This is a genomic window from Sphingopyxis sp. EG6 (assembly GCF_003609815.1).
In the GTDB taxonomy this organism is placed as follows: Bacteria; Pseudomonadota; Alphaproteobacteria; order Sphingomonadales; family Sphingomonadaceae; genus Sphingopyxis.
Genome location: NZ_AP017603.1, coordinates 3,073,145 through 3,099,065, shown reverse-complemented (window position 1 = coordinate 3,099,065; position 25,921 = coordinate 3,073,145). Strand labels below are relative to the sequence as shown.

The following is a 25,921-nucleotide window of genomic DNA, read 5'->3' as shown; positions in this document are numbered from 1 at the left end:
ACAAGCGCTTCATCGCACCGTGAAGCGCACCCGGTCGATCATCCGTCCGCCGGGATCGACCAGCGCGAGCATATGGCTGCCCGGGCGCGGCAGGATTTGCTGCCCCGCATCGGCGTCACCGAGCGGCTTTTTGTCGAGCAGCAGCCGGTATCCGGCGACCGAACCGCTGACCGTGACCGCGAGCCGCTGGCGGTCGATCGGAATGTCGGGGTCGAGCGCATAGACGCTGCCGCTGACCGGACTGGTGATGCGCGGGCGGCGCGCGGCTTGCGGCGCTGCGGCCATTTCGGTTTGCGCGGTGCCGGTCAGGAAATATTCGCGGCGCGGCGGTTCGCGGGTGCCGGGGAGCGCGATCTGACGTGCCTCGACGCCCGCGGGCATCGCTGGAGCCTTGCCGGGACGGCCGGCATGGAGCGCGAGCATCACGTCGCGCCAGACGGGGGCGGCGCCCGAGGTGCCGGAGACGGCGCGCATTGCATCGCCCTCGAGATTGCCGACCCAGACGGCGACGGTGAAGCGGTCGGACCAGCCGATGCACCAATTGTCGCGCATGCCTTTCGAGGTCCCGGTCTTTGCGGCCGCCCAGAAGGGGAGGCGGAGCGCGCTGTCGGCGCCGAAGGCGTCGGTGCGCGCGGCGGCGTCGGCGAGGATGTCGCCGACGATGAAGGCGGCGGCGGGGCTGACGACCTGGCGCGGCGGAAGCTGGCGAAGGTGCCGCGCAGCGTTGAAGGTGACGGGCGACCACTTTCCCATATTGGCGAATGTTCTGAATGCGTTAGCTTGCTCAGCGAGCGAAACTTCGGCCGAGCCGAGCGCGAGGGAGAAGCCGTAATATTCGCCGTCCTCGACAAGGCCGTGATAGCCCAAGGCCCACAGGCGGTCGCGGAATTGCTGGACGTCGTCGATGACGAGGGCGCGGACGGCGGGGACGTTGAGCGAGGCGGCGAGCGCGTGGCGGACGCTGACCGGCCCCTTGAAGCTGCGGTCGTAGTTTTTGGGGACGTACAGCCCCGACGCGGTGTCGAGCTGGACCGGGCTGTCGTCGAGGATCGAGGCGGCGGTGAGCCAGCCATGTTCGATCACCTGCGCATAGAGATGCGGTTTCAGCGTCGAACCCGCCTGCCGCCGCGCATTGGCACCATCGACCGATGCGGCGGTCGATTTAAGGCCGACGCCGCCGACATAGGCGAGCACCTCGCCAGTCGCATTGTCGAGCACAACGACCGCGCCGTCGCGGACGCGATCTGATCCCAGACCCGATAATTGACGGCGCAGCGCGACGATCGCGGCGGTCTGGATGCGGCGGTCGATCGTGGTGGTGACGCGCTTGCCGGGCTGGTGGAGCAGGCGGACGGCGAGGTGCGGCGCCAGCGCGGGGTCGAACCGCGCGGCATGTTCACCCGAGACGAGGGTCGCGGCGGCGGCGCGGATCGCGGAGCAGTCTGTGGTTTGCGCCACCCGGCAAGCGCGGCGGCCGAGCGCCTCGGCGCCCGCGGTCGGATTGGGCAACAGCCCTGCGAACAGCGCGGCGTCGGTGCGCGTCATGTCGGCGGGTTTTTTGCCGAACAGGCTTTGCGCGCCCGCACCGATCCCCTGCGCCTCGCCGCGCAGGGGGACGAGGTTGAAATAGGCCTCGAGCATCTGGTCGTGCGACCATGTGGCGGCGAGCGCCTGCGCGGCGCGCATCTGGCGGAGCTTGGTGCGCCAGTCGCGCTGGCCCGGCTGCGCGAGGCCGGGGTCGAGGAAGGCGGCGAGTTGCATGGGAAGGGTCGAGGCGCCGCGCGAGCGGTCGCCAGTGCCCCCGATCTTGAGCCGCGCGCGGACGGCGCTGGCGACCGCGAGCCAGTCGACCCCGCCGTGCGACCAGAAGCGCCGGTCTTCGGCTTTCACCACCGCATCGCGGACGGCGGGGCTGATGTCTTGCAGCGGCACCCAGGCGAGGCGGCGGCGCTCAAAATTGACGCGCTCGCTGTCGAGGAGGCGGCCGTCGCGGTCGTAGAGCCAGGCTTCGCTGGGCTGCCAGTCGGCGCGGACGGCGGCGTAGGTGGGCATGGGGGGTGGTTTGGTGGCGAGGTGGGCGGCGGTGGTCAGGATGAGCAGGGCAAGGGCGAGCCATGCGAGGGCGTGGGGCCAGCGGCCTTGGCGGGGGAGGCTAGCCGCGCCTTCTTTGAACTTCGTCATGCTGAACTCGTTTCAGCATCCATGGCCGGAGGTTGCCTTTGGCGCGGCGTTGGCGGCGAGGGCAGGCCATGGACCCTGAAACAAGTTCAGGGTGACGAATTTATGAAACCGCCTGCATGTCACTAATTCCGTTCGCATCGAGCGACGTCGGGATGTCGCGCGCCCGCGGGGTGTCTCGACTTCGCTCGACACGAACGGAGAGTAGGAAGGCGAGTGTCCCATCACTGCCCCACACTCGCCACCGTCAGCGGCGCGTTCGGCCATTGCCCACGGATCGCGGGTGAGTACATCGCCTCGACGCGTGTCGGGGGGAGCGAGAAGCGGCCTGAGCCATTCAAGCGCACGACATATTCGACCGCGTGGGTGCCCGCGGGCATCCAGCCGAAATAGCCGCGCCAGCTGTCGCGGCCGCGCTCGACATAGCTCGGCTGCGCGCCCGATCCGCCTGCTTGATTGGCGAGCATTTCGGACTGGCCGCCGAGGTTGCCGACGATCGTCGCGCCGGGTGCGATCGGATCGTTGATCACGACCCACGTGCGGCCCGCCGCCGCGACGACCTCGATCCGCACCTTGATCACGTCGCCGCGGGTCAGGCGATCCTTGTTCGCCGCCTTGACGATGCTGACCGAGCGCTTGATCCGGTAACCGGCGTTGAGCGGTTCCTTCAATGGCACGGCGGCCTTGACGCTGACCGTCGCCCAGGGCGCGCCGCTACCCTGATGCTGAAGGCTCATCGTTGCGGCGTTGAGCGCGACGCGGAGCGGTGAGGGCGTTTCGGCGGGCAGCGGCCAGCTTTGCGAGGCGCTGGCGCCGGCAAGGCTGATATTGGTGACGCCGGTGATCGCGCTCGCCGGATACAGCTCGGCGAAGCGGCGGACGGTGACGGCGCCCCACGCATTGGCGGGGGTGGTGTCCCAATGGCCCCGGCGCTGGCGCTGGGCGACCCCGACCATCAGCTTGCCCGCGTCATCCTCCCAACCCTTGCGGCCGAGGACGGCTTCCAATGCCTTGATCGCCATTTCGTCGCCGCTGGTCATCATCCACCAGGGGGCGCGGGCGTCGTCGACGAGGTCGAGGCGCGTGCCTTCGTACACGAGGCGCTTGCGCAGCTCGGCTTCGGCGGCGGTGCGCAGCGCGGGGGCGTTGCGCACCCCGGGCGCCTTTTCGATCGCAACCAGCCAGTCGGCGAGGGTGCCGGTCGCCATGTCGACCGGCGCGACGTCGATCGCGGCGACGAGCCCCGGGCTGGCAGCCTTGTTGCGGGCGAGCGCCGCCAAGGCCGCGATGCGGACGGGGCGGATGTCCCACGGGCCATAGCCGCGGCGGGTGAGGCGACCTTCGACGACCGCCTGTAGCGCCGCCACCATCCTGGCCTTCGACGCCTCGGGGATCGCATAGCCGTTCGCCGCGGTGATGCTCAGCACATAGGCGGTGAGTTCGATCGACCCCTCCAGCCGCTCATTGGGCCAGTAGCGCAGCAGGCCGTCACCATCGAGATAGGTCGGCATCGCTTCGGCGAGCGCCTGCCAGCGGCCGAGATCGCCGAGCGCAATCGCGCGCGAGGTCGATTGTTCGAAGCAGGTGTAGGGATAGGCAGCCATATAGTCGCGCACGCCCGACAAGGGCGGTGCGAGCGTTCCGGCGAGCGCGACGTCGACATAGCCGCCGGGCAACGCGCCCGCCGGGATAGCGATCGGCAGCGTCGTGGCGGGGCCGACGCGGAACAGGCTGGCGGCCCAGGTTTCGACCGGCACCGCGGGTTCGACGACCTGCTGGAACACCAGCCGGTCGCGTTGCTTGCCGCCCTTCGCCACCGCATCGACGGTCCATTCGATCGGGCCGGTTTGTTCGGGGGCGGTCATGGACCAGCTAATCGGCACCGCGCCGCCCGCCGGGATGGTGACGGTGAGCGGCGGCGCGGTCGCGACGGCGGGCGACAGCGACGGGGTCGCGGTGACCTCCATCGCCTGATCGGTGCCGTTGCGGAGCGTGAAGCGCGCATCATAGGTGTCGCCGGTGCGCACCAGTTCGGGCATCCCGGAATAGATGCCGAGATCCTGCACGGTGCGGACGCTGGTTTCGCCGGTGCCGAAGAATTGCGATCCGTCGGTCGCGATCGCGACGAGCCGGAAGCCCGAAAGATTGTCCGACAGCGGCACGTCGACCGTGGCGCGGCCCTTCGCATCGAGCGGGACATTGCCCTTCCACAGCAGGACGGGGCGGAAATCCTCGCGGGTCAGTCCCGACAGGTCGCCGCCGCCGCCGCCGCCGGGTTCGAGCGCCTTGCGGCCATAATGCCGCTTGCCGACGACCTGCATCTGCGCGGTCGAGGTGAGGACGTCGAGGGTGCGTTCGCCCATCATCGCCTCGATTAGCTCCCAGCTGTCGTTGGGGGCGAGCTGGAGCAAGGCTTCGTCGACAGCGGCAAAGGCGACGTCGGCGTTTTTGGGCGCCTTGCCGCCCGGAGTCTTGACCTCGATCGCGACCTTGGCGGTTTCGCGGACTGCATATTTCGCCTTGTCGGCCTTGACCTTGACGCCAAGCTGATGGCCTTCCCAGCCGACCTTGATCCGCGCAATGCCCATGCGATAGGCGGGCTTGGCGAGGTCGACCAGAGCCGTAGGCGGGGCGCCTTCGCTATTCTCGATCTTGAAACCGACCGCGCGCTTCATCTTGCGGAACCAGCTTTCCTCGCCGGTCACGCGCCCGCGCACCGCCATCACCGAGACATAGACGTCGGGGGCGTAGGTCGCGGGCAGCTTGACCTTGACCACCGGGTTGGTGCCCTTGAGCGGCACGACAAAGCTCGACAGCACGCCCTCGCGTTCGACGGTGACGAGTGCGGTCGCTTCGCGGAACGGCATGCGGACCTGGAAGCTGGCGGTGTCGCCCGCGGCGTAGCGCGGTTTTTCGGCGATGACGTCCATGCGGTCGCCATTGTCGCCGCCGAACCACCATTCATTGTCACCCGCGAGCCAGACCGAGCGGACGGCGCGCGCTTCATTGCCGTCGGCGTCGAGCGTCGTTGCGACCACGGTCACTTCGCCCGAGATGCCGGGCGCCATCGCGCAGCGCGCGCGGCCGAGCTTGTCGGTGGTCGCAGAGCAGCTGGCGGCGAGCTTCGTCGTCCGCATCTGGTTGTCATAGGCGTAGAAGCCGCCGATAAGGCGGCGCCGCGCGGTGATGATCTCGCGGTTGTAGAGCGCGACCGAGATGCGCTGGCCCGAAATTGGATTGCCTTCGAGGTCGAGCGCGATGAAATTGAGCTTGAGGTCGTTGTCGCGCATCAGCCAGCCGTCCGTCTTGAGTCCCAGGCGGACGGCGGAGGGATAGAGGGTGATGCGGCGGCTGGCGGTCAGCGTTTCGCCATTGGCGTCCTCATAATCCATTTCGGCCGCCATCACCGTCGGTTCGGTGATCGGCTGGTCGACGGTGACATTGGCGGTGGCGCCGCCATTGGCGTCGAGCTTGAGCGGCACCGAGCGCGCGAGCGGCAGCTCGGCGGCGGGCTCGTCGCCGCTGTCGTCGAGCTGGATCACGCCTTCCTTCACCGGCTGGCCGTCGAAATCCCAGTCGCGATAATCTTGCGGAGGCGACCAGCTGGAGCGGAAATTGGTGCGCAGTTCGACGGGGATATTGGCGGCGGGGCCGCCCGACAGATAGCCGACGAACAGCGAAAGCGGCACCGCGGCGGGGCGCACGAGCGCCGTTTTCGGCCCGGTGACCGCGGCCTTCATCGTCGGCAGGCGATATTCGTCGACCTTGACCGACTGGCCCGACCAGATCGTCTTGTCCTCGCCGTCCTTGTCCTTGGTGACGAAGACGAGCTCATAATCGCCCATCGGGGCGGAGGCGGGGACGTTCCAGACGCTGTCGCCGCTGCCGGTCACGGCGATCGCGAAGGGCATTTCGAATTCGGTGTCCGAACCGCGGTGGACGAGGCGGAGTTTGCCCGCGAGCGGCTGCGGCGTCATGAAGCCGGTGCCGACCGGGCGGCGCAGGATATGCTTCATATGGACGGTCTCGCCCGCCTTGACGAGCGCGCGGTCGAAGACGGTGTGGAGAATATCCTCGCGTTCGGACCAGCCGTAAGGAAGGTCGAAATCATATGGGCGGATGCCGCGGCCCCAATCGGTGAGGGTGAAGCTGAAATCGTCGCCCGACCGTGCGCTGACCATCAACGCATGACCCTCGCTCTTGGTCGGATCGGGGGTTTCTTCGCAGCTCGAATATGTCTCGGGCTGGGGCAGCCCGCCGGCAAAGGCGAGGCGGCCCGCCTTGTCGGCGGTGCCGCGCGCGAGCAGGCGGCCGGTACAGCCGTCCGAGACGCGGATTTCGGCGCCCGCGACGGGGAGGCCGGTGTCGAGCGCGGTGACCCAGGCGAGCGAGCCTTCGCTGCCCCATTTGAAATGCACCGCCATGTTGGTGACGAGCGCCGCGGTCGCGACATAGCGCGTCGCCTTGCGACCGAGCAGCGCGGCGCCGAGTTCGGGGCTGGCGATTTCGACGACGTGGAAGCCTTTTTCGGAAAGCGGGATGCCGACGACTTCGAATTCCTTGCCGCCGCCGGGCGGGGTCAGTTGCAGGGCGCGGCGCTCGCCGCCCGGGGGGGCATCGGCGAACACCGATTTGCTGCCGGTGTAATTGACGCGGATGTCCTTGCCGGTGCGGTCCTTTTCCTCGCGATAATCGGTGTCGTCGGCGTCATCGACGCGTTTCAGCCAGCGCGCGATCGCGGCATCGTCGTCGCCGACCCGGAGCGCGGTGGCGGGCATTTTGAGGTTCGATTGCACCATCGTCCCTTCGACCCCGCGCACGGTGACGGGCAGGACGCCGCCCTCGCCCGCCTCGAGGATGCCGAATTCGGCGGCGAATTTGACGAGCGGCGGGGCGCGGTCGATGTGGAATTTCAGCGGGAAATTCGACTGGTTCTGGAGCTTGCGACCGCTCTGGTCGGTGACGCCCTCGGGAAGGAGCAGCGTCGCGTCGACATTTTGCGGCAGCGGCCCGGCGAAGCGGACGCTGGTGAGGTAGGCGTCATTCTTGTCGTCGTCGTCGACCTTGGGGGTCAGACGCTTGCCGTCGGCGGTGGTCAGCGTCGCGGCGAGCGCGGTGTCGCGCGCGACGGGGGAGGCGAAGCTGAGCGTCACATCCTTGACGGGGTTGCAGCCCGCCTGCGGATTGACGCGGCTGCACGACATTTTGGCGGTGAAAGCGGGGCGGACGTCGAAATCGAAGCGCTGGTCGCGCCCGGCGGTGCGAGACGACACGCCGGCTTGCGAAATGCGCGCGTCCCAGACGACCGCCATCTCGCGCCCCGGAGGCAGCGGACGGCGGCATTTGACCGGGACAACGCGGTCGAGCAGCGCCTCGCGGTCGGCGCCCGCGGCGGGGAAGCGCTGCGGCAATCCGGCGTCATAGGTGAAGGACTGGCGCGACCAGTTGGCGTCGCCGAGCCCGGTTAGGATTTCGGTCGCGGTGGTGCGCGGCAGGACGTCGATCGGGATCTTCTCGCCGATGCCGTCGACCGCGCAATAGCCGAAGCGGCCGACCGAGGCGCGGTCGGCGGCGACGTTGGTGGCGACGAGGAAAATCTGCTCCTCCTCGATCCCGTCGTAGATGCCGCCTGCGAGGATGGCGCGCGCCGAAGGGCCGCCGGTGTCGAGCGCGAAACGGTCGTTGCCCGCGACGGCGATGCCGCGCGCGGTCTTGAGGCCATTACGGAGCTCGACATGGCAGCGCAGCCCGCCGGGGAGCGGTTTGTCGAACTCGAGCACCCAGGTGCGCGTGTCGACCCAGCGTCCGGTGGCGGGCAATTTGCAATCGTTGGTCGCGGGGGCGGCGGCGCGCGGATCGCCGAGCGGGACCATGTCCTCGGAAAAGCGCAAGGTGAAGCGGGTGATCGTGCCGTCGCCGGTGCTGCTGCTGCCGGGGGTGGCAAGGGTGACCTGCGGCACGGTGTCGGCGGTCGCGGTCGCCGCCATCGCGAGGCTGAGCGGGATAAGCAGCGCCAGTTTTGCCCTGCCGGCCAGGCGTTTTCCCAGCGCGCGCCAACCCATTTTCATCCCGCCGTCTCCCCGCCTAAACTCGCGCGCTTATCCTGCTGGAAACAGGCGCTGCTGTCCACCCGTCGCCGTGTCCCGGGAACGCTTAGCCGCGTTTCGGGAAACGGCTGTGACCGCGGTCATAGACGACCGCGAAAAGTCAGCGCGCGAGCATCGGGCCGAGCTTTTGCCCGGCGAAAATATGGACGTGGAGGTGCGGAACCTCCTGATGGCTGTCGGGACCGGTGTTGGCGAGCAGGCGGTAGCCGGGGGCGACGAGCCCCGCGTCGCGCGCGACCTGGCCGACGGCGCGGACGAAACCGGCGATTTCGGCGTCGCTGCCGCGCGCGGAGAAATCGTCCCAGCTCACATAGGCGCCCTTGGGGATCACCAGCAGATGGAGCGGCGCCTGCGGGTTGATGTCGTGGAAGGCGAGGGCATAGTCGTCGTCATAGACGGTCTTCGACGGCAGCTCGCCGCGCAGGATGCGCGCGAAGATATTATTGTCGTCATAGGGCTGGGTGGCGTCGATCGGCATGCAGATGTCCTTACTGGCGGCTGGCTTTTTCGGCGTGGCCCGAGGTGCCGTGGCGGCGGCTGAGTTCGGCGGCGATCGCGTCCCACGTGAGCCCGCGTTCGGCGAGCAGGATCGAGAGGTGGAAGACGAGGTCGCTCGCTTCGCCGATGAGCGCCGGATCATCCTCGCTGACCGCGGCGATCACCGCCTCGACGGCTTCTTCGCCGAGCTTTTGCGCGATCTTGCCGCGCCCCTTGGCGGCGAGGCTCGCGACATAGGAGGCTTCAGCTTCGCCCGCGGCGAGCCGGTCGTGGATGACGGCCTCGAGCCGCCCCAGCGCTTCACCCATTGCCTTGCTCATCGACACGCTCCTTTTGTGCGCGTGACTAGCGGCGCGGGCGGGCGGCGACAAGCGTCGGCGGGTGCGGCACGAAGGCCGCAGCGGCGATTTTTTAGGCGTCGGTAACCATATCGAAACGCGGTTTGCCGTATTTTTTCGCCGCCGGGGGGCGAGATCAACTTTTACGTTCGGAAAAAATGTCATGAAATCAGGCACCCGCCCCCAGGTGTTGCTGGCCGCCACGGCCTCGGCGATCGCCTTGATCGCAACCCCCGCTGCCGCGCAGAGCGGTGAGGACGACATCGTCGTCACCGGATCGCGCATCGCGAAGAGCGAATTCACCAGCGCCGACCCGATCCAGATCATCGACTCCGAAAGCGCCAAACTGCAGGGGCAGGTCCAGCTTGCCGATGTGCTGCAATCGACGCTCGCAGCGCAGGGGTCGATCCAGATCAATTCGGCGCTGTCGAACCGCGTGATCGCCAATGGCGGCAATGATGTGCAGACGGTGTCGCTGCGCGGGCTCGGCGCCGAGCGCACGCTCGTTCTCATCAACGGCCGCCGCGCGGGTCCGGCGGGTATCCGCGGGTCGGTCGCCCCCTTCGACCTCAATGTGCTGCCGCTGTCAGTGGTGCGGCAGGTGGAGGTGCTGAAAACCGGCGCCTCGTCGATCTATGGCTCCGACGCGGTCGCGGGGGTGGTCAACATCCTGACGCGCAATGATCTAGACGGCGCCGAAGTCGGTGGTTTTTCGTCGATCACCGAACATGGCGGCGGCGAAAGCTATGGCGCCGATGCAAGCTTCGGCAAGACATTCGATCGCGGCCATTTTTTCGCGACGGTCGACTATTTCAAACAGCAGAATCTGACGCGCCGCGACCGCGGCTTCCTGTTCTGCGCCGAAGAATATTTGAAGCGTGAGGCCGATGGCAGCCGCGCCGACATCGTCGATTTTCGTACCGCGCGGCCGCAGTGCAGCGGCACGCTGGGCAATGCGATCGCCTTCAGCGATTTTTCCGGGGTCGACCAAAATGGTTTCCCGACCTTTGGTCCCGGGCTGATCGCGCCGAACGGCCAGCTGATCGCTTCGGGCCAATATGGCGCCGAATTCGCGGGCGTCGGCATGCCGATCAACGCCTATAATCCGATCGGGGTGTTCGGCCCGGCCGATTTCTTCGGGCTCAATTTCGATGGCCCGTCAACCGGGGCGCTCAACAAGTTCGAGCCCGCCGAGCAGGATATGGACGTGTTTTCGGGGGTCAAGCGGATCAGCGCCTTCGCCGATGCCGCCTATGAGGTGGCGGGCGGGGTTACGATCTATGGCGAAGCGCTGTTCAGCAATCGCAAGTCGCAGAACAGCGGCTTCCAGCTGATGGCGCTCGAGCAATTTACCGGCGCGTCGATGCTGCCCTTCTTCCTCTGCAATCCCGCGGCGAACAATTGCGATCCGGGCGACATGGGCGATCCGTTCAACGCGGAGTTCGGAGGCAACATCATCCTGCGCCCGCAAGTGCTGGTGAGATCGGAGAGCAGCGCCGACGTCGATTATTATCGCGGCGTGCTCGGCCTGCGCGGCACATTCGGCGGCTGGAAATGGGACGTCCACGGCCAGCACAGCCGATCGGACGCGAGCTATACGCAGGACGTGATCTATCAGGACGCGCTCGCGTCGCAGACGCTGCGCACGCGATCGTGCGCTGGAACCACGACCGCGATCCGCGGCGTTCCGTGCATCGACATCGACTTCACCGACCCGCGCGTGCTGCGCGGCGATTTCACGTCGGCCGAGCGCGCGTTCCTGACGGGGCGCGAGACGGGGCGGACCTTGTTCAAGCAGACGTCGGCCGAGGCGCTGCTGACGGGCAAGCTGTTCAATCTGCCCGCGGGGCCGGTCGGTGTCGCGGTCGGCGCGAATATCCGCCGCGACGAAATCGACGACACGCCGGGCGAGGCGACGCTCGCGGGCAATGTCGCCAATTTCACGACATCGGGCATCACCGCCGGACGCACCGTGGCAAAGGAGGTCTTCGGCGAGGTCGAAGTGCCGTTGCTCGAAGATGTGCCGATGGCCGAACGGCTGACCCTGTCGGGCGCGGCGCGTTATACACATGTCGAGGCGACGCGCGGCGACGGGGTGCAGGACAGCTTCAGCGATACGACGTGGAAGGTCGGCGCCGACTGGGCAGTGACCGACTGGCTGCGGTTTCGCGGCACCTGGGGAACGTCGTTCCGCGCGCCTGCGCTGTTCGAACTCTTCCTCAATGACCAGACGGGCTTCCTCGGCCAGCAGGCGATCGATCCGTGCATCCAGACCGCGGCGCGGCTGGCGGCGGGGGCGATCAGCCAGCGTATCTTCGACAATTGCGCCGCCGAGGGCATTGCGCCCAATTATGCGGGCGGGATCAGCCCCGCGACGATCGTGTCGGGCGGCGGCATCGGGCGGCTGAAGCCCGAGACTTCGATCGCAAAGACGGTGTCGGTCATCCTGACCCCCGATGTGTCGGGCGCGCTGTGGGGCGGGCTGAAGGCGCGGCTCGCGGTCGATTATTTCGACATCAAGGTGAAAGACGAGATCACTTTGCTTGGCGCGGGCAATATCCTGCGCGGCTGCTACGATTCCGACGTCACGGGCGAGCCGCTGTGCGGGCTGTTCACGCGCGTCGCCGCCGGCCCCGACCGGCAGAGCGTCGCGAGCGTCACCGACCGCTATGTCAACATCAGCCGCCAGCGGGGTCGCGGCGTCGACCTGTCGCTCGCGCTCGATCAGGAGCTTGGCCGCCTCGGGTCGCTCGCGTTCCGCGCGCAGATGGTCTGGCAGATCGAGGACAAGGTTGCGCTGTTCCCCGGCACCCAAATCGACGACAATGGCAAGATCGGCAATCCGAAATGGGTCGGCGATTTCAACCTGGGCTGGATGAAGGGGGGCTGGACGTTGTTTTACGGGCTCGACGTCACCGGTGCGGCGTCGAACAAGGAAGACCTGCTCCGTGCGCAGGGCGGCGATGCGTGCCGGACGTCGAGTTTCCGTCCCGGCGGGCGCTTCTGCCCGGACGTCAGCGTGCCCGCGACCTTCTATCACTCGCTGTCGCTGAGCCGCGATGTTGCCGACCGGTTCCGGATTACCTTGGGCGTCGCGAACCTGCTCGACACCCCGCCGCCGCGGGTTTCGACGGTGGTGACGGCGACGCCGCCGGTGATCGGGCAGGCACCGGCGTTTGGCACGCAGTATGACTATTTGGGGCGGCGGTTCTTCGTGGGGGTGCGGGGGAGGATTTAGGGCGGGCTGCTTTGGGGAGGAGAGCGGTCACAAGCTCCTCTCCCCTTGTGGGAGAGGATAGCGCAGCTTGCTCCGTCAGGAGCTAGCGAAGCTTGGTGAGGGGACGGACGCCAGCACGCGCAAACCCCCTCTCAACTGCGGCTAGGCAGCAAAGCTGCCAAGCCTTCGTATCTCTCCCACAAGGGGAGAGAGGAAATGACGTACGTCCGCAATCGGTCGCTAGCCGCCATTCACCCGGCGCCAGCACTGGACAAGGCCGCGCGCCTCTGGTGAAGCGCCGACATGGCCGACGTCAAATTGCATCCCGACTGGCTCGCCCGCATCGGCGGCGAGTTTGCGCAGCCCTATATGGCGGCGCTCAAGCAATTTTTGGAGGGCGAGCGCGCGAAGGGGAAGGCGATTTTTCCGCGGCCGCGCGACTGGTTCGCGGCGCTCGATGCGACGCCGCCGCAGGATGTCCGCGTCGTGATATTGGGGCAGGACCCCTATCACGGGCCGGGGCAGGCGCATGGGCTCTGCTTTTCGGTGCAGCCGGGGGTGCGGGTACCGCCGAGCCTCGTCAACATCTACAAGGAAATGGAAAGCGACCTTGGCATCGCGCGTGCGCGCCACGGCTATCTCAAATCCTGGGCAAGCCAAGGCGTGCTGCTGCTCAACAATTGCCTGACGGTCGAAAGCGGCATGGCGGCGTCGCATCAGGGCAAGGGGTGGGAGAAATTCACCGACGCGGTCGTCGCGGCGGTCGCCGCCGATCCGGCGCCGAAGGTGTTCATTCTGTGGGGCAGCCATGCGCAGAAGAAGGCGGCCAACGTCGCGGGCTTGGGTTCGGGTACCCGGCACCTGGTGCTGCGTTCGCCGCACCCCTCGCCCTTGTCGGCGCACAACGGCTTTTTCGGGTCGCGGCCGTTCAGTCAGGCCAATGATTTTCTGGCGGCGCAGGGACGCGGGACGATCGACTGGCGCCTGCCGGACGAACCCGGCGCATGAACCTGCTCAGCGATCCGCTGACGTTCGCGGTGCTGGCGCTGGCGGTGATCCTGCTGGGGCTGGCCAAGGGCGGGCTTGCGGGGGTCGGGGCGCTTGCGACGCCGATCGTGGCGCTGGTGCTGCCGCCGACGCTTGCCGCGGCGCTGCTGCTGCCGATCCTGATCGTGCAGGATGTCGTCAGCGTGTGGTCGTTCCGCAAGACATGGGACGGGTGGATCATCGGCTGGATGCTGCCCGGCGCTGCGATCGGCATCGCCGCGGGCTATTTCTACGCCGAGCAGGTCGACGAGGCGAAGCTGATGGCGGCGCTGGGCGCGATCACGCTGGCGTTCGGGCTGTATCGCCCGTGGGTCGAGCGCGGCGGACGCGTGGTTGCGGCGTCGAGTTCGCCGGGCTGGGTCGGCAGCCTGTTCGGGGTCGCCACCGGCTTTACAAGCCAGATCGCGCACGCCGGCGGGCCGCCGTTCCAGATGTGGGTTACCCCGCGCCGCCTGCCGCACCTCGCCTTCGTCGGCACCAGTTCGATACTGTTCGCGGCGATCAACTGGATCAAGGTGCCCGCCTATATCGCGCTCGGCGCCTTTCCGCGCGAGGTGCTGGTGGCGGCGGCGCTGCTGATGCCGCTGGCGATCGTGTCGACCTTGCTGACGGTACGCTGGCTGAAACGGATCGATGGCGCGCGCTTTTACGTGATCATCTATCTGCTGATGGTGCTGCTCGGGGCCAAGCTGCTGTGGGACGGGGTGACGGGATAGGGGGCGACTTGCGGTGGTAAAGCGCGTAGGCTGCGGGGCGACGGGCAGAGGCGTCCGTCCCCTTTCAAGGTATTGACCATGGCCAAAGGCCAGAAAAAGACGAACCGCGAAGTCCGCAAGCCCAAGGCCGAAAAACCCAAGAAGCCGAATGCGAGCAATCCGTCGACCAAGGTCGGGGTGGTTGCCGGCCTCGACAATATGAAGAAGTAACCGCGCCGCGCCATGCCTCCCCCGACGATATTGGTCGACGCCGACGCCTGTCCGGTAAAGGACGAGATCTACAAGGTCGCGTGGCGCCACGAGGTGCCGGTGAAGGTGGTCAGCAATAGCCGGCTGCGTGTTCCCGAGCATCCGTTGATCGAGCGGGTGGTGGTGTCGGATGGCTTTGATGCCGCCGACGACTGGATTGCCGAAGCGGCGGATGCGGCGAGCGTCGTGATTACCGCCGACATATTGCTCGCCGACCGCGCTTTGAAGGCGGGGGCGATCGTGCTCGGCCCCAATGGCAAACCCTTTACGACGGCGTCGATCGGCCCCGCGATCGCGACGCGCGCGATCATGGCCGACCTGCGCGCCGGGATGGACGGGCGGACGGGCGGGCCGCCGCCCTTTTCGAGGGCCGACCGGTCGCAATTTTTGCAGGCGCTCGACGCGGCGCTGGTGCGGTTGAAGCGCGGGTAGCGGCGCAGACACCGATTGACCCCGGGCCCGCCGCGCCGCATCCTGCGTCGATGGCCCGACTCTACACCAGCTTCGCCGAATTCTGGCCCTTTTACCTGCGCGAGCATAGCAAGGCATCGACCCGCGCGTTGCATTATGTCGGCACGACGCTGGTCGTACTGATCGCGATCGCGGCGGTGGTGAGCGGGCGCTGGGGGTGGCTGATCGCGCTGCCGCTGGCGGGATATTTCTTTGCGTGGGTGGCGCATTTCGGGGTCGAGAAGAACCGGCCCGCGACCTTTACCTATCCGCTGTGGAGCGTGGCCGCCGATTTCAGAATGTGGGGGCTGTGGCTCACCGGGCGGCTGGGGGCGGAACTCGACAAAGCGGGGGTGGCGCGCTGACGCGCGGCTCCACCGCTTCACCATTCGCAAGCCAAGGAGAAACCGCATGACCGTCAATCGCGCATCCGCCCGCTACGAAGGATTCGGCAAGGAAGGCAAGGGGTCGATCACGACCAAATCGGGGGTGCTCGACAAGCAGCCCTATGGGTTCGGGACGCGCTTCGAGGGGGTGCCGGGGACGAACCCCGAGGAGCTGATCGCCGCGGCGCATGCGGCGTGCTTTACCATGGCGCTGTCGTTCGGGCTCGCGCGCGCGGGCTATGCGGGCGACACGCTGGAAACCAGCGCGGCGGTCACGCTCGATCAGGTCGACGGCGGGTTCGAGATCAGCAAGTCGGCGCTGACACTGGCCGCCAAAGTGCCCGGCATCGACGCCGATGAATTTGCCCGGATCGCCAAGGAAGCCGAAATGAACTGTCCGGTGTCGAAGCTGCTCGATTGCGAGATCACCCTGGAGCACAGCCTGGAAAATTAACCCCTGCGCTTCAGGTGCTGACGAGCAGGTTCCATTCCTCGGGCGGGGTATAAGGGCTTTCGCCGACGTCGGGCAATTTGGTGCGGTTCGCCTGCCAATCACGGTGGTGGTTGCGCAGCATGTAGATCGCGAATTGCGCCGACACCTCATTGCGGTCCGCAGGGGCAATCCCGGCGTCGTCGGCGGCCAGCGTTTCGAGGGTCGACAGGCTGGTGCGCGGGCAACGCAGCACCAGGCTGGTCCACAGGGCGGTCTCGTCATGATCGCCCTCGAACGCTGACGCTACCCCGACGTCGAACAGCCGCTGGCGCAGCGCGCGCAGGTCCGGATCGGCGTCGAGCGCCGTCACCAGCGCGACCGTCGCGGCGCGCCATGCTTCGGCGCCGGGACCGGCGGCATCGGCATGCGAGATACGGTCGGTCACCGAAATGCGATCCTCGGTGTCGCCCGGCAGCGCGAGCGCGCAGCTGGTCAAGCCGATCAGGGCGATCCGCGGCCGCAGCGCCAGCGCCAGTCGCTGTTTCGCGGCGGCTATAGGATCGGGTTCAAATGTCGCCATGGCCGCCTGTCATTCCCATTGTGTCTAACCCGGGGATTTGTCGCGCGGGGGTGCGCCTTCGCCGCCCGCCCGATCAAATTCCTCGTTCATCGTGCGTTCGATCTCTGAACGCTGCGACGGGGCGTAGAGGTTGTCGGGGCTGGAATAAAGCCCCTTGAGAAAGGCAAAGTCCCACTGGGTCAGCGTCACCGGCACTTCGCTGTCGGACGCTGCATCAAGGATGCGCAGGATCGTCGACGGCGCGGCGGCGTCGATCCGCGCCGGATCGATGCGCGCCAGCGCGCGCATGGCGGCATAGTCGGCGAGCTGGGTCGTGGTGAGCCCGTCGAGCGCGGCGCCGTCGATCACCACTGCCGCGGCCAGGAAAGCGGGCCGCGCCGCCGCGGTGATCCGCGACGGGTTGCGCGTGGTGCGATTGACCGGCATGTCGCCCTCGTTTGCGACCGCGCGACCGTCGGCGTTCACCATCGTCTGGATCTGCCAGGCGGTGGCCGGTCCCGGTTCGGCGAGGATCTTGCGGACTTGCGCCGGGGTCCGGTCGCCGAACATATAATTATGATCCTTGCCGAGCGCCTTGACGAAGGCGTTCTTGTCGGCGGCGACCATGACGAGCAGGTTCGGGGTGCAGTCGGGCTTCGCAACATCGAGGCCGACACCTTTGGCGACCGCACGGAGGCGCTCGCGCACGGCGGCGCGCTGCGCTTCGGGAATGCCGAACACGCCCGGGCACACCGCGGTTTCGAACCGCGCGATCTGGCCGCGCGGCGACGCCGGGGTCAGCGCGCCGACGAAGGATTTGATCTGTTGTTCGAGCTCGCTGTAGCCGGTCACGACGATCGGGGCGTCATCCTGCGCCGCCGCGGGGGCGGCCAGCAGGGCGAGAGATAGCAGGGCGAAACGCATCGAGAGCCTCCCGTCAGGGTTGCGAAGCAAATTTGCGCCGGAGCCCTGCCGCGGGGACGGGCCGCGGCTGGTACTCCGACGATGGCGACCATCGCTGCGGCGCCGCGCCTTGTCGCGCCGCGTTCGACAAGCTGCGTGCGGGCGCCGACCAGCGGGCGGGCGACGAACGCATGATCGCCGCTTGATCTCAACCGCGCTTCAGCTTTCATAAGCGTGGGCAGTCGATTCGCGAACGGAGTCCCTTGCCGATGTTGCACTATCCCGCTGCCCCCACCTCAAGCGCCGACGACGGCGATCCGGAGCCCGTCGAACGCGCGCCGCTGCTGACGCGCTATCTGGCGCGGATCGGCTATGCCGGGCCGGTGGCGCCCACTGCTGAAGTGCTGGCGGCGCTTCAGGCCGCGCATATCGCCGCGATCCCGTTCGAGGCGATCGACGCGCTGACCGGGGTCGGGATCGCCATCGACGATGCCGCGATCGAGGCGAAGCTGATCGACCGGCGGCGCGGCGGTTACTGCTTCGAACAGAACAGCCTGTTCCTGCGCGTGCTGCTGGCAATCGGGTTCGAGGCCGAGGCGATGTTGGGCCGGGTGCGCTGGATGCTGGCGGACGATGCGCCGCCGACGCCGCGCACGCACCAGGTCGTGCTGGTGACGCTCGATGGTCGGCCGTGGCTGGCCGATGTCGGGTTCGGCGCCGCGGTGCCGCCGCAGCCGCTGGCGATGGACCGCGAGGGGGTGCAGCCGACGCGGCACGAGGATTATCGCGTGCGCCGCGGCAATTTCGGGTGGGAGGTCGCGGCACGGATCGGTGATGCCTGGCAGGCGCTGTACCGGCTGGACGACGCCCCGGCGCCGCCGATCGATCGCATCGTCGGCAACTGGTACACCTCGACCCACCCCGATTCGCATTTCACCCAGCAGCTGGTCGCGGCGCGCACGACCGCCGAGGCGCGCTACGCGCTGCGCGACAACCGGCTGACGGTGCGGCTGAGCGACGGGCGGACCGACCGGCGCTATCTGACCGCCGATGAAATCGAGCGGACGCTGGCCGAGATTTTCCTGCTGCCGGTCGAGCGCAGCTGGCGCCCGGCGATCGAGCGCGCCGCCACCGCCGAGATCGCGGGGTAGCGGCGCGCATCGGTCAGCGGCAGCGCACGTCGTCGTTGTTGCCGCTGCGTTCGATCGCGCGTCCGGCGACCGCGCCGCCGATCGCGCCGAGCACGGTGCCCAGCGTTTCCGACCCGCCGGGCGCGATGACATTGCCCGCGACGCCGCCCGCGATGCCGCCGACGATCAGTCCGGTGGTGCCATCGTTGCGGCGGCAATAATATTTGCCGTCGCGGCCGCGATAGATGCGGTCACCCGCCGACAGGCGGCGTTCGCGGTAGCGGCGGTCGCTGCGGTAATATTGATCGGCATAATAGCCGCCATGACGCGGGTCGGGGCGGTTATAGTCATAGGCGCCGTAACGGTCGTAATAGCCGCGGTCATAATAGCCGTAACCGCCGTCGTCATAGTTCGAGCCATAGCTGCCGGTCGAGGCGCATGCGCCGAGTGTGGCGGTCGCGGCGGCGAGGGGGATCATCATCAGTCGGTTCATCGAGGTCGCTCCATTCGGACGCGTGCCGGACACGCGCCATGTGGTGGTTACCCCTCTGGTTGATAGACCCGCGGTGGCGAGCATGGTTCCGCGCGGCGCGGCGGAGGCGCGCGTTCAGTCGATGATCACATCCTTCCCCTCCGCCTTCAGCCGCGCAAGCCCGTCCTTCATCGCTTGCAGCACTTCGGGCGGGTGCGGGGCCCAGCTTTCGACCTCGCCGACGATGCGTAGCGGCGCGCGGCTGCGATAGCTGCGCGTCGGGTTGCCGGGGAATTTCTGGTCGGTGAGGTTGGGATCGTCGAACCAGTCGCCGGTGGGCTCGACGATATAGATGCGCTGACGCCCGTCACCCGCGGCGAGCTCGCAGCCCCAGATCGCCGATTCCAAGGCGGCGGAAAAATAGATCCACGACAGCGGCCGACCCCCGGCAAAATTGCCCGCCCGGCCGGGCATGAGCAGGTCGCCGGGGCCAAGGTCGGCGCGGGTGCCGTGGAAAAAGGTCGCGTCGGCGTCGGGGCCGGTGGGGGTGGCGGTGTCGGTCATGGGGGAGACTCGCAGCAAGGGGAAAGGCGGCCCAGCCAAGCGCGCGGCGGCGGACTTGTCAAATCCGTGCGGGGTCATCGGGGGCGGATGGGGAGAAAGGCGTGAAAGCGGCGCGCGCGCCATTCGCGCGTATCGGCACCGCTTGAGAAAGGGAGGACTCACGCAAAGGCGCAAAGGCGCGAAGGGGATCGTGGCAGTTTTCAACGCGCGTTGAAAATCGGGGCGTCGTTTTCAACGAGACGGCGATTTGGTGGAAAACGGCCATCGCGCCTGATGCGGCGGATATGCCGGGGGCGAGGGGTTTGGCAAAACGCAGGTTTCGGGCATGATGCCGCCACCATGTGCAACCATTATCAGAACCATCCCGAAGCGCTGCCGACGTGGCGGCAATATATCGGGATCGACCCGCATGTTTATGATCCGCCCTTTTCGGAGACGCGGATCGACGTGTGGCCGCGGCGGATGGGCGAGGTCGTGCGGACGGTGGATGGCAAGCGCGTCGCGGGCGAGATGGCGTGGGGGGTGCCGCTGACGCTGCCCGGCAAACGGCCGGGGACGACGGTGACCAAATATGTCACCAACGTCCGCAACCTGGCCAGCCCGTTCTGGGCCAATATGCTGAAACGCCCGGCGCAGCGGTGCCTGGTGCCGTTCAGCCGCTTTGCCGAACCGAAGCTGGGACCGGATGGCAAGGGGACGAAGGACGAGCATTGGTTCCGCGTCGCGGACCGCGAGGTCGCGGCGTTCGCGGGGCTGTGGCGCCCGAGTGCGGTCGGCGATGCCTATGCATTCCTGACCTGCGCCCCCAACCCGCTGGTCGCGCCGCTGCATCCGAAGGCGATGCCGGTGATCCTGGCCGAGGATGATTATGCGACATGGCTGGACGGCGATGCCGAGGCAGCGGCGGCGCTGGCGGTGCCGTTTCCATCGCAACTGATGGTGGTGGAGTAATTGTCAGGGATTCGGGAGTTTCGGGGATGTCGCACCTGTCACCGTAATTCCCCCGTAATTCCCCGGGGATGTCGCACCTGTCACCGTAATTCCGGAATTCCGGGAGTGTAGCATGGAATGGGGGTGAGATGATTGACCGGCCGCGTGGCCGGGGTCCTCAAGCCAACAAATCTTCCAGATTAGCCCTTAGCGTAGCTGCTCGCTCTGGGAAGGTGGTCAGTTGTGCAACCGTCTGTTCTGAGAAGGCATTTGCAGGTACCTTATTCTTAAGCTGACCAAAAACATACTTGCCTTTGGCTCCCCGTAGCGGGCGGTTTTGGAAGGCGGCCCAAACGTCGTTATTTGTCGGGCTACCGCCTGCGCCATGCAACTCTCGATTATGCGCTGCTCGCTGCGAAGCAAATTGTTGTTCGATAGGGGCCTGATTTTGTGCCAGTGTTTCGTCTAACCAAGTTTGGCAGTCATTGAGCGGCTGTCCCGTCAAGGCTGCCAAAAACGATGTGTCGCAAAATTCGGCTTCAATGTCAGATTGTTCTGTAAACCAAAGTCGAATTCCGTCTTCGTTATACGCCTGAGAAAGCGTATTTACTTCATCGTCGGTCAAGGAGTCGCGGTCGCGGTGGACCAGAATTTTGAACTTACCTCCAAGAGAGTTCTTTAATTCAACTGCTTCTTCTTTCGTCAGTAGGTGCGAGTATCCTCTTCCGGGCAAGACGGTGACTGATTTTTCGATATCAGGCCATTGCCGTATCAGCTTTTTCAAGAGATCATTTTTCGAATCTTCGCTGACAACAATTACTTTTTTCCCAAATGCGCCCCATCCCAATGCTAGCTCTACAACCTCACGGTTCTCAGTTATTTTTTGCCCATCTGACAGCCATATGACGTTCGCTCCTGCCGGGGCGCCTCGAACAATAAACGGTGAGTGGGAGGTGAGCACTATTTTGAGGTTTTGTGCTTGCGCGATCTGGAGCAGATTTACTGCCAATTTCTCCTGTACGTTCGGATGAAGGTGAATGTCTGGTTCATCTATCAGCAAAATTTTTGGTTTAAAAAGAAGTATATAGCAAAAAATCTGTATTAGCTGAAGATACCCTGTTCCAAGAAGTTCAAGAGGAATGTCTCGGCCACTAATTTCAACATCCGATTTAATCTGGAAGTCAGTTGTCTCATCAAATGAAACTTTTATTTTTACGTCTCCGAGAAGTGGTTTTAGCCAATCTTCGATCTGAGATATTTCTTCTGGAGACAGGAGGTCCAATGCGTTCCGAAGGTAAACATTCGAGTCGCCGAACGAGCACGCTTTCAAAACAACCCTTTTCGAGTTCTTTTGTTCGACGTTTGGAATTCCTGAAATTCCAGGAATAAACCCGCTAAAGAACGTATCTATTCCTCGGAACTGGTCTCTAATCTGCTCGGGTAGTTCGCCGCTCACCGAAATGCCCGCATTGCGAGCCGCTCGCATGCGGCATTCGACTAGCGCGTCGTTTTGGTCAGCGTCTTGAAAAGAAAATTCGACCTTAGATGATGGGCTTGACGCCAAATTCCCCCAATCTGCACCATGGCCAAGTCGCCAGTATTCGTCTGAGGGCAGATAATCGAGGTCGCTGATGCGGACCATTTCCGTGGAATTTGATCGAATACGATTTACCTGCCTTAATAGGCAAGAGGCTAGATGGAGGGCCTGAAGGATCGAAGATTTTCCACTACCATTAGAACCGACGAGAATGTTCAAGTCGGATAACGGAATCTCGATATTATCGATCCGCTTAAACTTATCGATCTTTACCGATTTTAGTTCCACAGCTTGCTCCCCTCATCTGGGCTTTGTGCCGTCGAGGGGAGCAATCTTCAATCCCTCCTGAACTGGTATGCTCCGATATCAGCTCATCTCTCAATCATGCTCCCGCCCACCCGCGCCCATATACAGCTCGCGGCCGGTCTCCTCATAGACCTGGCTCATTTCGGCCATTCCCTTCTCGGCCTCTTCCGCCGCGATGAAGCCCGCGCTGTCCTGATTCTGCAGCTTCGCGAACTCCCGCACCTCCTGACTGATCTTCATCGAGCAGAATTTGGGGCCGCACATGCTGCAGAAATGCGCGGTCTTGGCGCCTTCCGCGGGCAAGGTCTGGTCGTGATATTGCTCCGCCGTGTCGGGGTCGAGCGACAGGTTGAACTGGTCGCGCCAGCGGAATTCGAAGCGCGCTTTCGATAGCGCGTCGTCGCGGACCTGCGCGGCGGGGTGGCCCTTGGCGAGGTCGGCGGCGTGGGCGGCGAGCTTGTAGGTGACGACGCCGACCTTCACATCATCGCGGTCGGGCAGGCCCAGATGCTCCTTGGGCGTGACGTAGCAAAGCATCGCCGTGCCGTACCAGCCGATCTGCGCGGCGCCGATGCCGCTGGTGATATGGTCATAGCCCGGCGCGATGTCGGTGGTTAGCGGCCCCAATGTGTAGAAGGGCGCCTCGCCGCACGCCTCCAGCTGCTTTTCCATATTCTCCTTGATCTTGTGCATCGGGACGTGACCCGGCCCCTCGATCATCACCTGGACATCCTGCGCCCAGGCGCGCTTGGTGAGCTCGCCCAGCGTGTAGAGCTCGGCGAACTGCGCCTCGTCGTTCGCGTCATAGATGCTGCCGGGGCGGAGGCCGTCGCCGAGGCTGTAGGCGACGTCATAGGCCTTCATGATCTCGGTAATCTCGTCGAAGCGTTCGTAGAGGAAGCTTTCCTTGTGATGCGCGAGGCACCATTTCGCCATGATGCTGCCGCCGCGCGACACGATGCCGGTCATGCGCTTGGCCGCGAGGGGGACGTAGGGGAGGCGGACGCCGGCATGGATGGTGAAATAGTCGACGCCCTGTTCGGCCTGTTCGATCAGCGTGTCGGCGAAGATTTCCCAGGTCAGGTCCTCGGCGATGCCGCCGACCTTCTCGAGCGCCTGGTAGATGGGGACGGTGCCGATCGGGACGGGCGAATTGCGGATGATCCATTCGCGCGTGTCGTGGATGTTGCGCCCGGTCGACAGGTCCATGACGGTGTCGGCGCCCCAGCGGATCGACCAGACCATCTTGTCGACTTCGGATGCGACGTCGGATGCGACCGCGCTGTTGCCGATATTGGCGTTGATCTTGACGAGGAAGTTGCGGCCGATCGCCATCGGCTCGCTTTCGGGGTGGTTGATGTTGCTGGGGATGATGGCGCGGCCGCGCGCGACCTCATCACGGACGAATTCGGGGGTGACATAATCGGGGATGCTGGCGCCGAAGCTTTCGCCGTCGCGGCGGTATTCGGCGAGGCGGGCGCGGCCGAGGTTCTCGCGCTCGGCGACATATTCCATCTCGGGGGTGATGATGCCGCGGCGGGCGTAGTGCATCTGGCTGACGTTCGCGCCGGGCTTGGCGCGGAGAACGTTGCGGCGGACGTTGGGGAAGGCGGGGACGCCGCCGCTGCGGTCGGGGCCGAGCTGGCCGTTATCCTCGGGGCGAACCTCGCGCTGGGTGACTTCTTCGACGTCGCCGCGGCCGCGGATCCAGTCGCGGCGGAGTTCGGGGAGGCCCTTGGCGATGTCGATGACCGCGTCGGCGTCGGTGTACGGCCCGCTGGTGTCGTAGACGCGCACCGGGGGCCCGCCCGACGAGGGTTCGAGCAGAATCTCGCGCATCGCGACGCGGATGCCGCTGCCGGTCTGGGTCGCGACATGGATCTTGCGGCTGCCTCTTATGGGTCCGGTGGTGACGCCGATGGGCTGGGCTTGCGTCTTGTCGAGGCGGCTGTCGATGTCGGCCATGTCTGTTCGCTCCAAAGGTTCGGAGCGAGAATGGGGATTCCGGGCTTGGAATACCGACCCTCCCTCCGCCGGTATTATCCGGATCAGGTTCAACGGGTCGCGGTCTATTCCGCTCTCAACCTGCGTTTGCGCGGCAGGCTCCCCGGGGATGGCAAAGATGTAGCGGGCCGGTGCGTCGCTGTCGAGCGTTGCCGATTATTTCGTGGCGGCGGCGTGGAAATCGTGGACGAATATACCGGCGGTGCGGCTGTCGTAGGCGCGTTGAAGGACGCATTTGCCGTCATCGCTCTTGCAGGCCGCCGTCGCGATGCGGGCGGCGCGTTTGGCGTTGCGTTCGACAACGAGACCCCAGTTCTTGTCGGTCCGGTACGACTGGATCAGCCCGTTCGCCACCCAGGTGGCGACCACGCAGGTCTGGCCGGTGGCGCGGCTGCACGCGGCCAGCGCCGCGTCGTTGGCGGCGGTGAGCTGTGGGTAGCCACTCGCGATAAAGGCGCGCGCATAATCCTTTTGGTCCGCCGCCCAGGCGGCGCTGGCGTAGCGCTTGCGCGCGGTGGCCAGATTCGGCGTATGGCCGGATTTGCCCGCGTCGAAGCTGTGCAACACCTCGCACGGCAGTTGTTGGGCAAGCGAACATTCGGCGAGCACCTGCTTGCGCTCGGCGCCGCCTTCGCCGTTCCAGCCGCGGTACAAGGTTCCCTGATTGTCGCGGATGATCGTCATCGACGAATTATACCATTCGCCGATCGAGGTGCAGCCGCCCCCCATCGCGCGGTTGCAGGCTTCGAGCGCCAGATGTTCGGCAAAGCCGGAACTAAATCTTTTGCCCGCCATCCAGACGTCGTCGGCGTCTGGGTGCCACGCCACCGAACCATAGACATAATAGGCGCCGCCACCGCCGCCGCCACCGCCGCTGTCACCTCCGCCGCCGGTGCTTTCGCACATCGGGACCGCGGCGATACCATGGCTGCCGCCGGACACGCCGACCTGTACCTCGCCGGGGCCGGGGCCGTTCGGACAGGGGTAGGCGGCGTTGGCGGGCTGCGGTGCCGCGACCAGCAGCGCCGCGAAGAACAGGGCAAGGCACAGGAGGGAGCGCATCATTGTTCGACCTTCAACGGGACGCCGGGTTGAATTCATGCACAAAATCGCCCGCGACGCGGCTGTCGTAGCTGCGCTGCAATTCGCAGCGTTGGCGTTGCCGTTCGCAATTCACCTGCGCCGCCTGCGCGGCGCGTCTGGCGCTGGTTTCGACGGTGGCGCTCTGTTCATTGTCGTCGCCGAGGCGATAGGGCTGGATGACGCCATTGCCGACCTGCGCGAGGATGACGCACGGCCGCTTGGTCGCCGCAGCGCAGGCGGCGAGCGCGCGGCGTTCAGCGGTCGCCGCATCGCTGTGGCCGCTGGCGATGTAGAGGCGGCCGTCGAACCCGTCGGTGCCATCGACCCATGCGCCCGCGGCGTAGGATTTCTGGCCGCAGCCGGGGTGGGCGCGTGCCGCCGTCGACTTGCCGGGAAGGTGCCGAGTATTTCGCAGGGCAACAGCTGTTTGGCGCTGCATGCGGCGAGCGTCGCGGCGCTGTGGACGCCTTGCTCGCCATCCCACGCCGAGATCAGCCCGCCGTGCCGGTCGCGCAAGATTGTCATCGCCGAATTATGCCATGTGCCGATCGAGGTGCAGCCGCCGCCCATGGCGCGGTTGCACGCCGCCAGCGCTTCGCCTTCGACGATACTCGCGGCGCCGCTGTTGCCGACCATCCACACGTCGGCGGCGTCGGCGTGCCACGCGATCGAGCCATAGGTGTAAGTGGCGCCGCGCGGTATCATCACGGGGTCGCCCGGCGCGCCGAGGTCGCCCGGCGCATCGCCCGTACTGCCGACACGGTTGCACAGCGGCAGGGTGGCAATGCCATGGCCGCCGTCGGCCATGCCGACC

The 25,921-nt window shown here is 66.0% G+C and carries 22 protein-coding genes, 1 pseudogene and 1 riboswitch; of the genes and pseudogenes, 10 read left to right on the top strand and 13 right to left on the bottom strand.

Annotated elements, in window-relative coordinates; all coding sequences use genetic code 11:
* Positions 1-9: 9 nt before the first annotated feature.
* The 4 genes from pbpC to SPYCW_RS15040 form a co-directional block, all read right to left on the bottom strand.
* Positions 10-2,181, bottom strand: a complete 2,172-nt coding sequence (gene pbpC, locus SPYCW_RS15055; protein ID WP_120217482.1) for a penicillin-binding protein 1C — start codon at positions 2,179-2,181, stop codon at positions 10-12.
* 221 nt (positions 2,182-2,402) lie between these two features.
* The gene (locus tag SPYCW_RS15050; protein ID WP_331852369.1) at positions 2,403-8,246 is read right to left on the bottom strand and encodes an alpha-2-macroglobulin family protein; all 5,844 of its coding nucleotides are present in this window, start codon (positions 8,244-8,246) and stop codon (positions 2,403-2,405) included.
* A 139-nt stretch (positions 8,247-8,385) separates the two neighbouring features.
* A complete protein-coding gene (locus tag SPYCW_RS15045) occupies positions 8,386-8,763 on the bottom strand; it encodes a histidine triad nucleotide-binding protein (RefSeq protein ID WP_120217481.1) in 378 nt (125 codons plus the stop codon).
* A gap of 10 nt (positions 8,764-8,773) precedes the next feature.
* Entirely contained in the window at positions 8,774-9,103 is a 330-nt protein-coding gene (locus SPYCW_RS15040) for a phosphoribosyl-ATP diphosphatase (RefSeq protein ID WP_120217480.1), read from the bottom strand.
* Between the two features lie 181 nt (positions 9,104-9,284).
* Here SPYCW_RS15040 and SPYCW_RS15035 point away from each other — a divergent pair, with 181 nt between their 5' ends.
* From SPYCW_RS15035 to SPYCW_RS15010, 7 genes are all read left to right on the top strand, one after another.
* Positions 9,285-12,359 (top strand): TonB-dependent receptor plug domain-containing protein, encoded by a 3,075-nt coding sequence (locus SPYCW_RS15035; RefSeq protein WP_120217479.1) that lies wholly within the window; start codon positions 9,285-9,287, stop codon positions 12,357-12,359.
* 282 nt (positions 12,360-12,641) lie between these two features.
* Positions 12,642-13,346 carry a uracil-DNA glycosylase gene (gene ung, locus SPYCW_RS15030; protein WP_120217478.1) on the top strand — a complete coding sequence of 235 codons (705 nt, stop codon included), beginning with the start codon at positions 12,642-12,644 and terminating at the stop codon, positions 13,344-13,346.
* Positions 13,343-14,101, top strand: coding sequence for a sulfite exporter TauE/SafE family protein (locus tag SPYCW_RS15025; protein WP_120217477.1), 759 nt, complete (start codon positions 13,343-13,345; stop codon positions 14,099-14,101). Before ung ends, SPYCW_RS15025 begins: the two co-directional genes overlap by 4 nt.
* Positions 14,102-14,179: 78 nt before the next feature.
* Positions 14,180-14,311, top strand: coding sequence for a hypothetical protein (locus tag SPYCW_RS19435; protein WP_269461330.1), 132 nt, complete (start codon positions 14,180-14,182; stop codon positions 14,309-14,311).
* Positions 14,312-14,323: 12 nt separating this feature from the next.
* Positions 14,324-14,782, top strand: coding sequence for a YaiI/YqxD family protein (locus tag SPYCW_RS15020; RefSeq protein ID WP_120217476.1), 459 nt, complete (start codon positions 14,324-14,326; stop codon positions 14,780-14,782).
* A gap of 50 nt (positions 14,783-14,832) precedes the next feature.
* Positions 14,833-15,165, top strand: a complete 333-nt coding sequence (locus SPYCW_RS15015; protein ID WP_120217475.1) for a DUF962 domain-containing protein — start codon at positions 14,833-14,835, stop codon at positions 15,163-15,165.
* A 46-nt stretch (positions 15,166-15,211) separates the two neighbouring features.
* Positions 15,212-15,640, top strand: coding sequence for an OsmC family protein (locus tag SPYCW_RS15010; RefSeq protein ID WP_120217474.1), 429 nt, complete (start codon positions 15,212-15,214; stop codon positions 15,638-15,640).
* Between the two features lie 10 nt (positions 15,641-15,650).
* Here SPYCW_RS15010 and SPYCW_RS15005 read toward each other — a convergent pair whose 3' ends face one another.
* The gene (locus SPYCW_RS15005) at positions 15,651-16,199 is read right to left on the bottom strand and encodes a hypothetical protein (protein WP_120217473.1); all 549 of its coding nucleotides are present in this window, start codon (positions 16,197-16,199) and stop codon (positions 15,651-15,653) included.
* A 24-nt stretch (positions 16,200-16,223) separates the two neighbouring features.
* Positions 16,224-17,102: a hypothetical protein gene (locus SPYCW_RS15000; protein WP_120217472.1), complete on the bottom strand. Its 879-nt coding sequence runs from the start codon at positions 17,100-17,102 to the stop codon at positions 16,224-16,226.
* 32 nt (positions 17,103-17,134) lie between these two features.
* On the opposite strand from SPYCW_RS15000, the gene SPYCW_RS19060 reads away from it, so the two are divergent.
* Both SPYCW_RS19060 and SPYCW_RS14995 read left to right on the top strand, forming a co-directional pair.
* Positions 17,135-17,287 (top strand): hypothetical protein, encoded by a 153-nt coding sequence (locus SPYCW_RS19060; protein WP_172595523.1) that lies wholly within the window; start codon positions 17,135-17,137, stop codon positions 17,285-17,287.
* Positions 17,288-17,350: 63 nt separating this feature from the next.
* A complete protein-coding gene (locus SPYCW_RS14995) occupies positions 17,351-18,232 on the top strand; it encodes an arylamine N-acetyltransferase family protein (protein WP_120217471.1) in 882 nt (293 codons plus the stop codon).
* 13 nt (positions 18,233-18,245) lie between these two features.
* On the opposite strand, the gene SPYCW_RS19055 is transcribed toward SPYCW_RS14995, so the two are convergent.
* Together SPYCW_RS19055 and arr are read right to left on the bottom strand one after the other, a co-directional pair.
* Positions 18,246-18,704 carry a glycine zipper 2TM domain-containing protein gene (locus SPYCW_RS19055; protein WP_172595522.1) on the bottom strand — a complete coding sequence of 153 codons (459 nt, stop codon included), beginning with the start codon at positions 18,702-18,704 and terminating at the stop codon, positions 18,246-18,248.
* 114 nt (positions 18,705-18,818) lie between these two features.
* The gene (arr, locus tag SPYCW_RS14985; RefSeq protein ID WP_120217470.1) at positions 18,819-19,247 is read right to left on the bottom strand and encodes an NAD(+)--rifampin ADP-ribosyltransferase; all 429 of its coding nucleotides are present in this window, start codon (positions 19,245-19,247) and stop codon (positions 18,819-18,821) included.
* Between the two features lie 339 nt (positions 19,248-19,586).
* On the opposite strand from arr, the gene SPYCW_RS14980 reads away from it, so the two are divergent.
* Positions 19,587-20,198, top strand: coding sequence for an SOS response-associated peptidase family protein (locus SPYCW_RS14980; protein WP_120217469.1), 612 nt, complete (start codon positions 19,587-19,589; stop codon positions 20,196-20,198).
* A gap of 157 nt (positions 20,199-20,355) precedes the next feature.
* Here SPYCW_RS14980 and SPYCW_RS14975 read toward each other — a convergent pair whose 3' ends face one another.
* From SPYCW_RS14975 to SPYCW_RS19540, 5 genes and pseudogenes are all read right to left on the bottom strand, one after another.
* On the bottom strand, positions 20,356-22,002 hold the full coding sequence (locus SPYCW_RS14975; RefSeq protein ID WP_120217468.1) for an ATP-dependent nuclease: 1,647 nt from the start codon (positions 22,000-22,002) through the stop codon (positions 20,356-20,358).
* Positions 22,003-22,092: 90 nt separating this feature from the next.
* Positions 22,093-23,985: a phosphomethylpyrimidine synthase ThiC gene (gene thiC, locus SPYCW_RS14970; RefSeq protein WP_120217467.1), complete on the bottom strand. Its 1,893-nt coding sequence runs from the start codon at positions 23,983-23,985 to the stop codon at positions 22,093-22,095.
* Between the two features lie 43 nt (positions 23,986-24,028).
* A riboswitch (TPP riboswitch) is annotated at positions 24,029-24,140 on the bottom strand.
* A 40-nt stretch (positions 24,141-24,180) separates the two neighbouring features.
* Positions 24,181-25,089 (bottom strand): DUF4189 domain-containing protein, encoded by a 909-nt coding sequence (locus SPYCW_RS14965; protein WP_172595521.1) that lies wholly within the window; start codon positions 25,087-25,089, stop codon positions 24,181-24,183.
* 10 nt (positions 25,090-25,099) lie between these two features.
* Positions 25,100-25,546, bottom strand: coding sequence for a hypothetical protein (locus tag SPYCW_RS19365; RefSeq protein ID WP_232014733.1), 447 nt, complete (start codon positions 25,544-25,546; stop codon positions 25,100-25,102).
* A gap of 23 nt (positions 25,547-25,569) precedes the next feature.
* A pseudogene (locus tag SPYCW_RS19540) lies at positions 25,570-25,743 on the bottom strand (hypothetical protein); the annotation flags it as partial.
* Positions 25,744-25,921 lie beyond the last annotated feature (178 nt).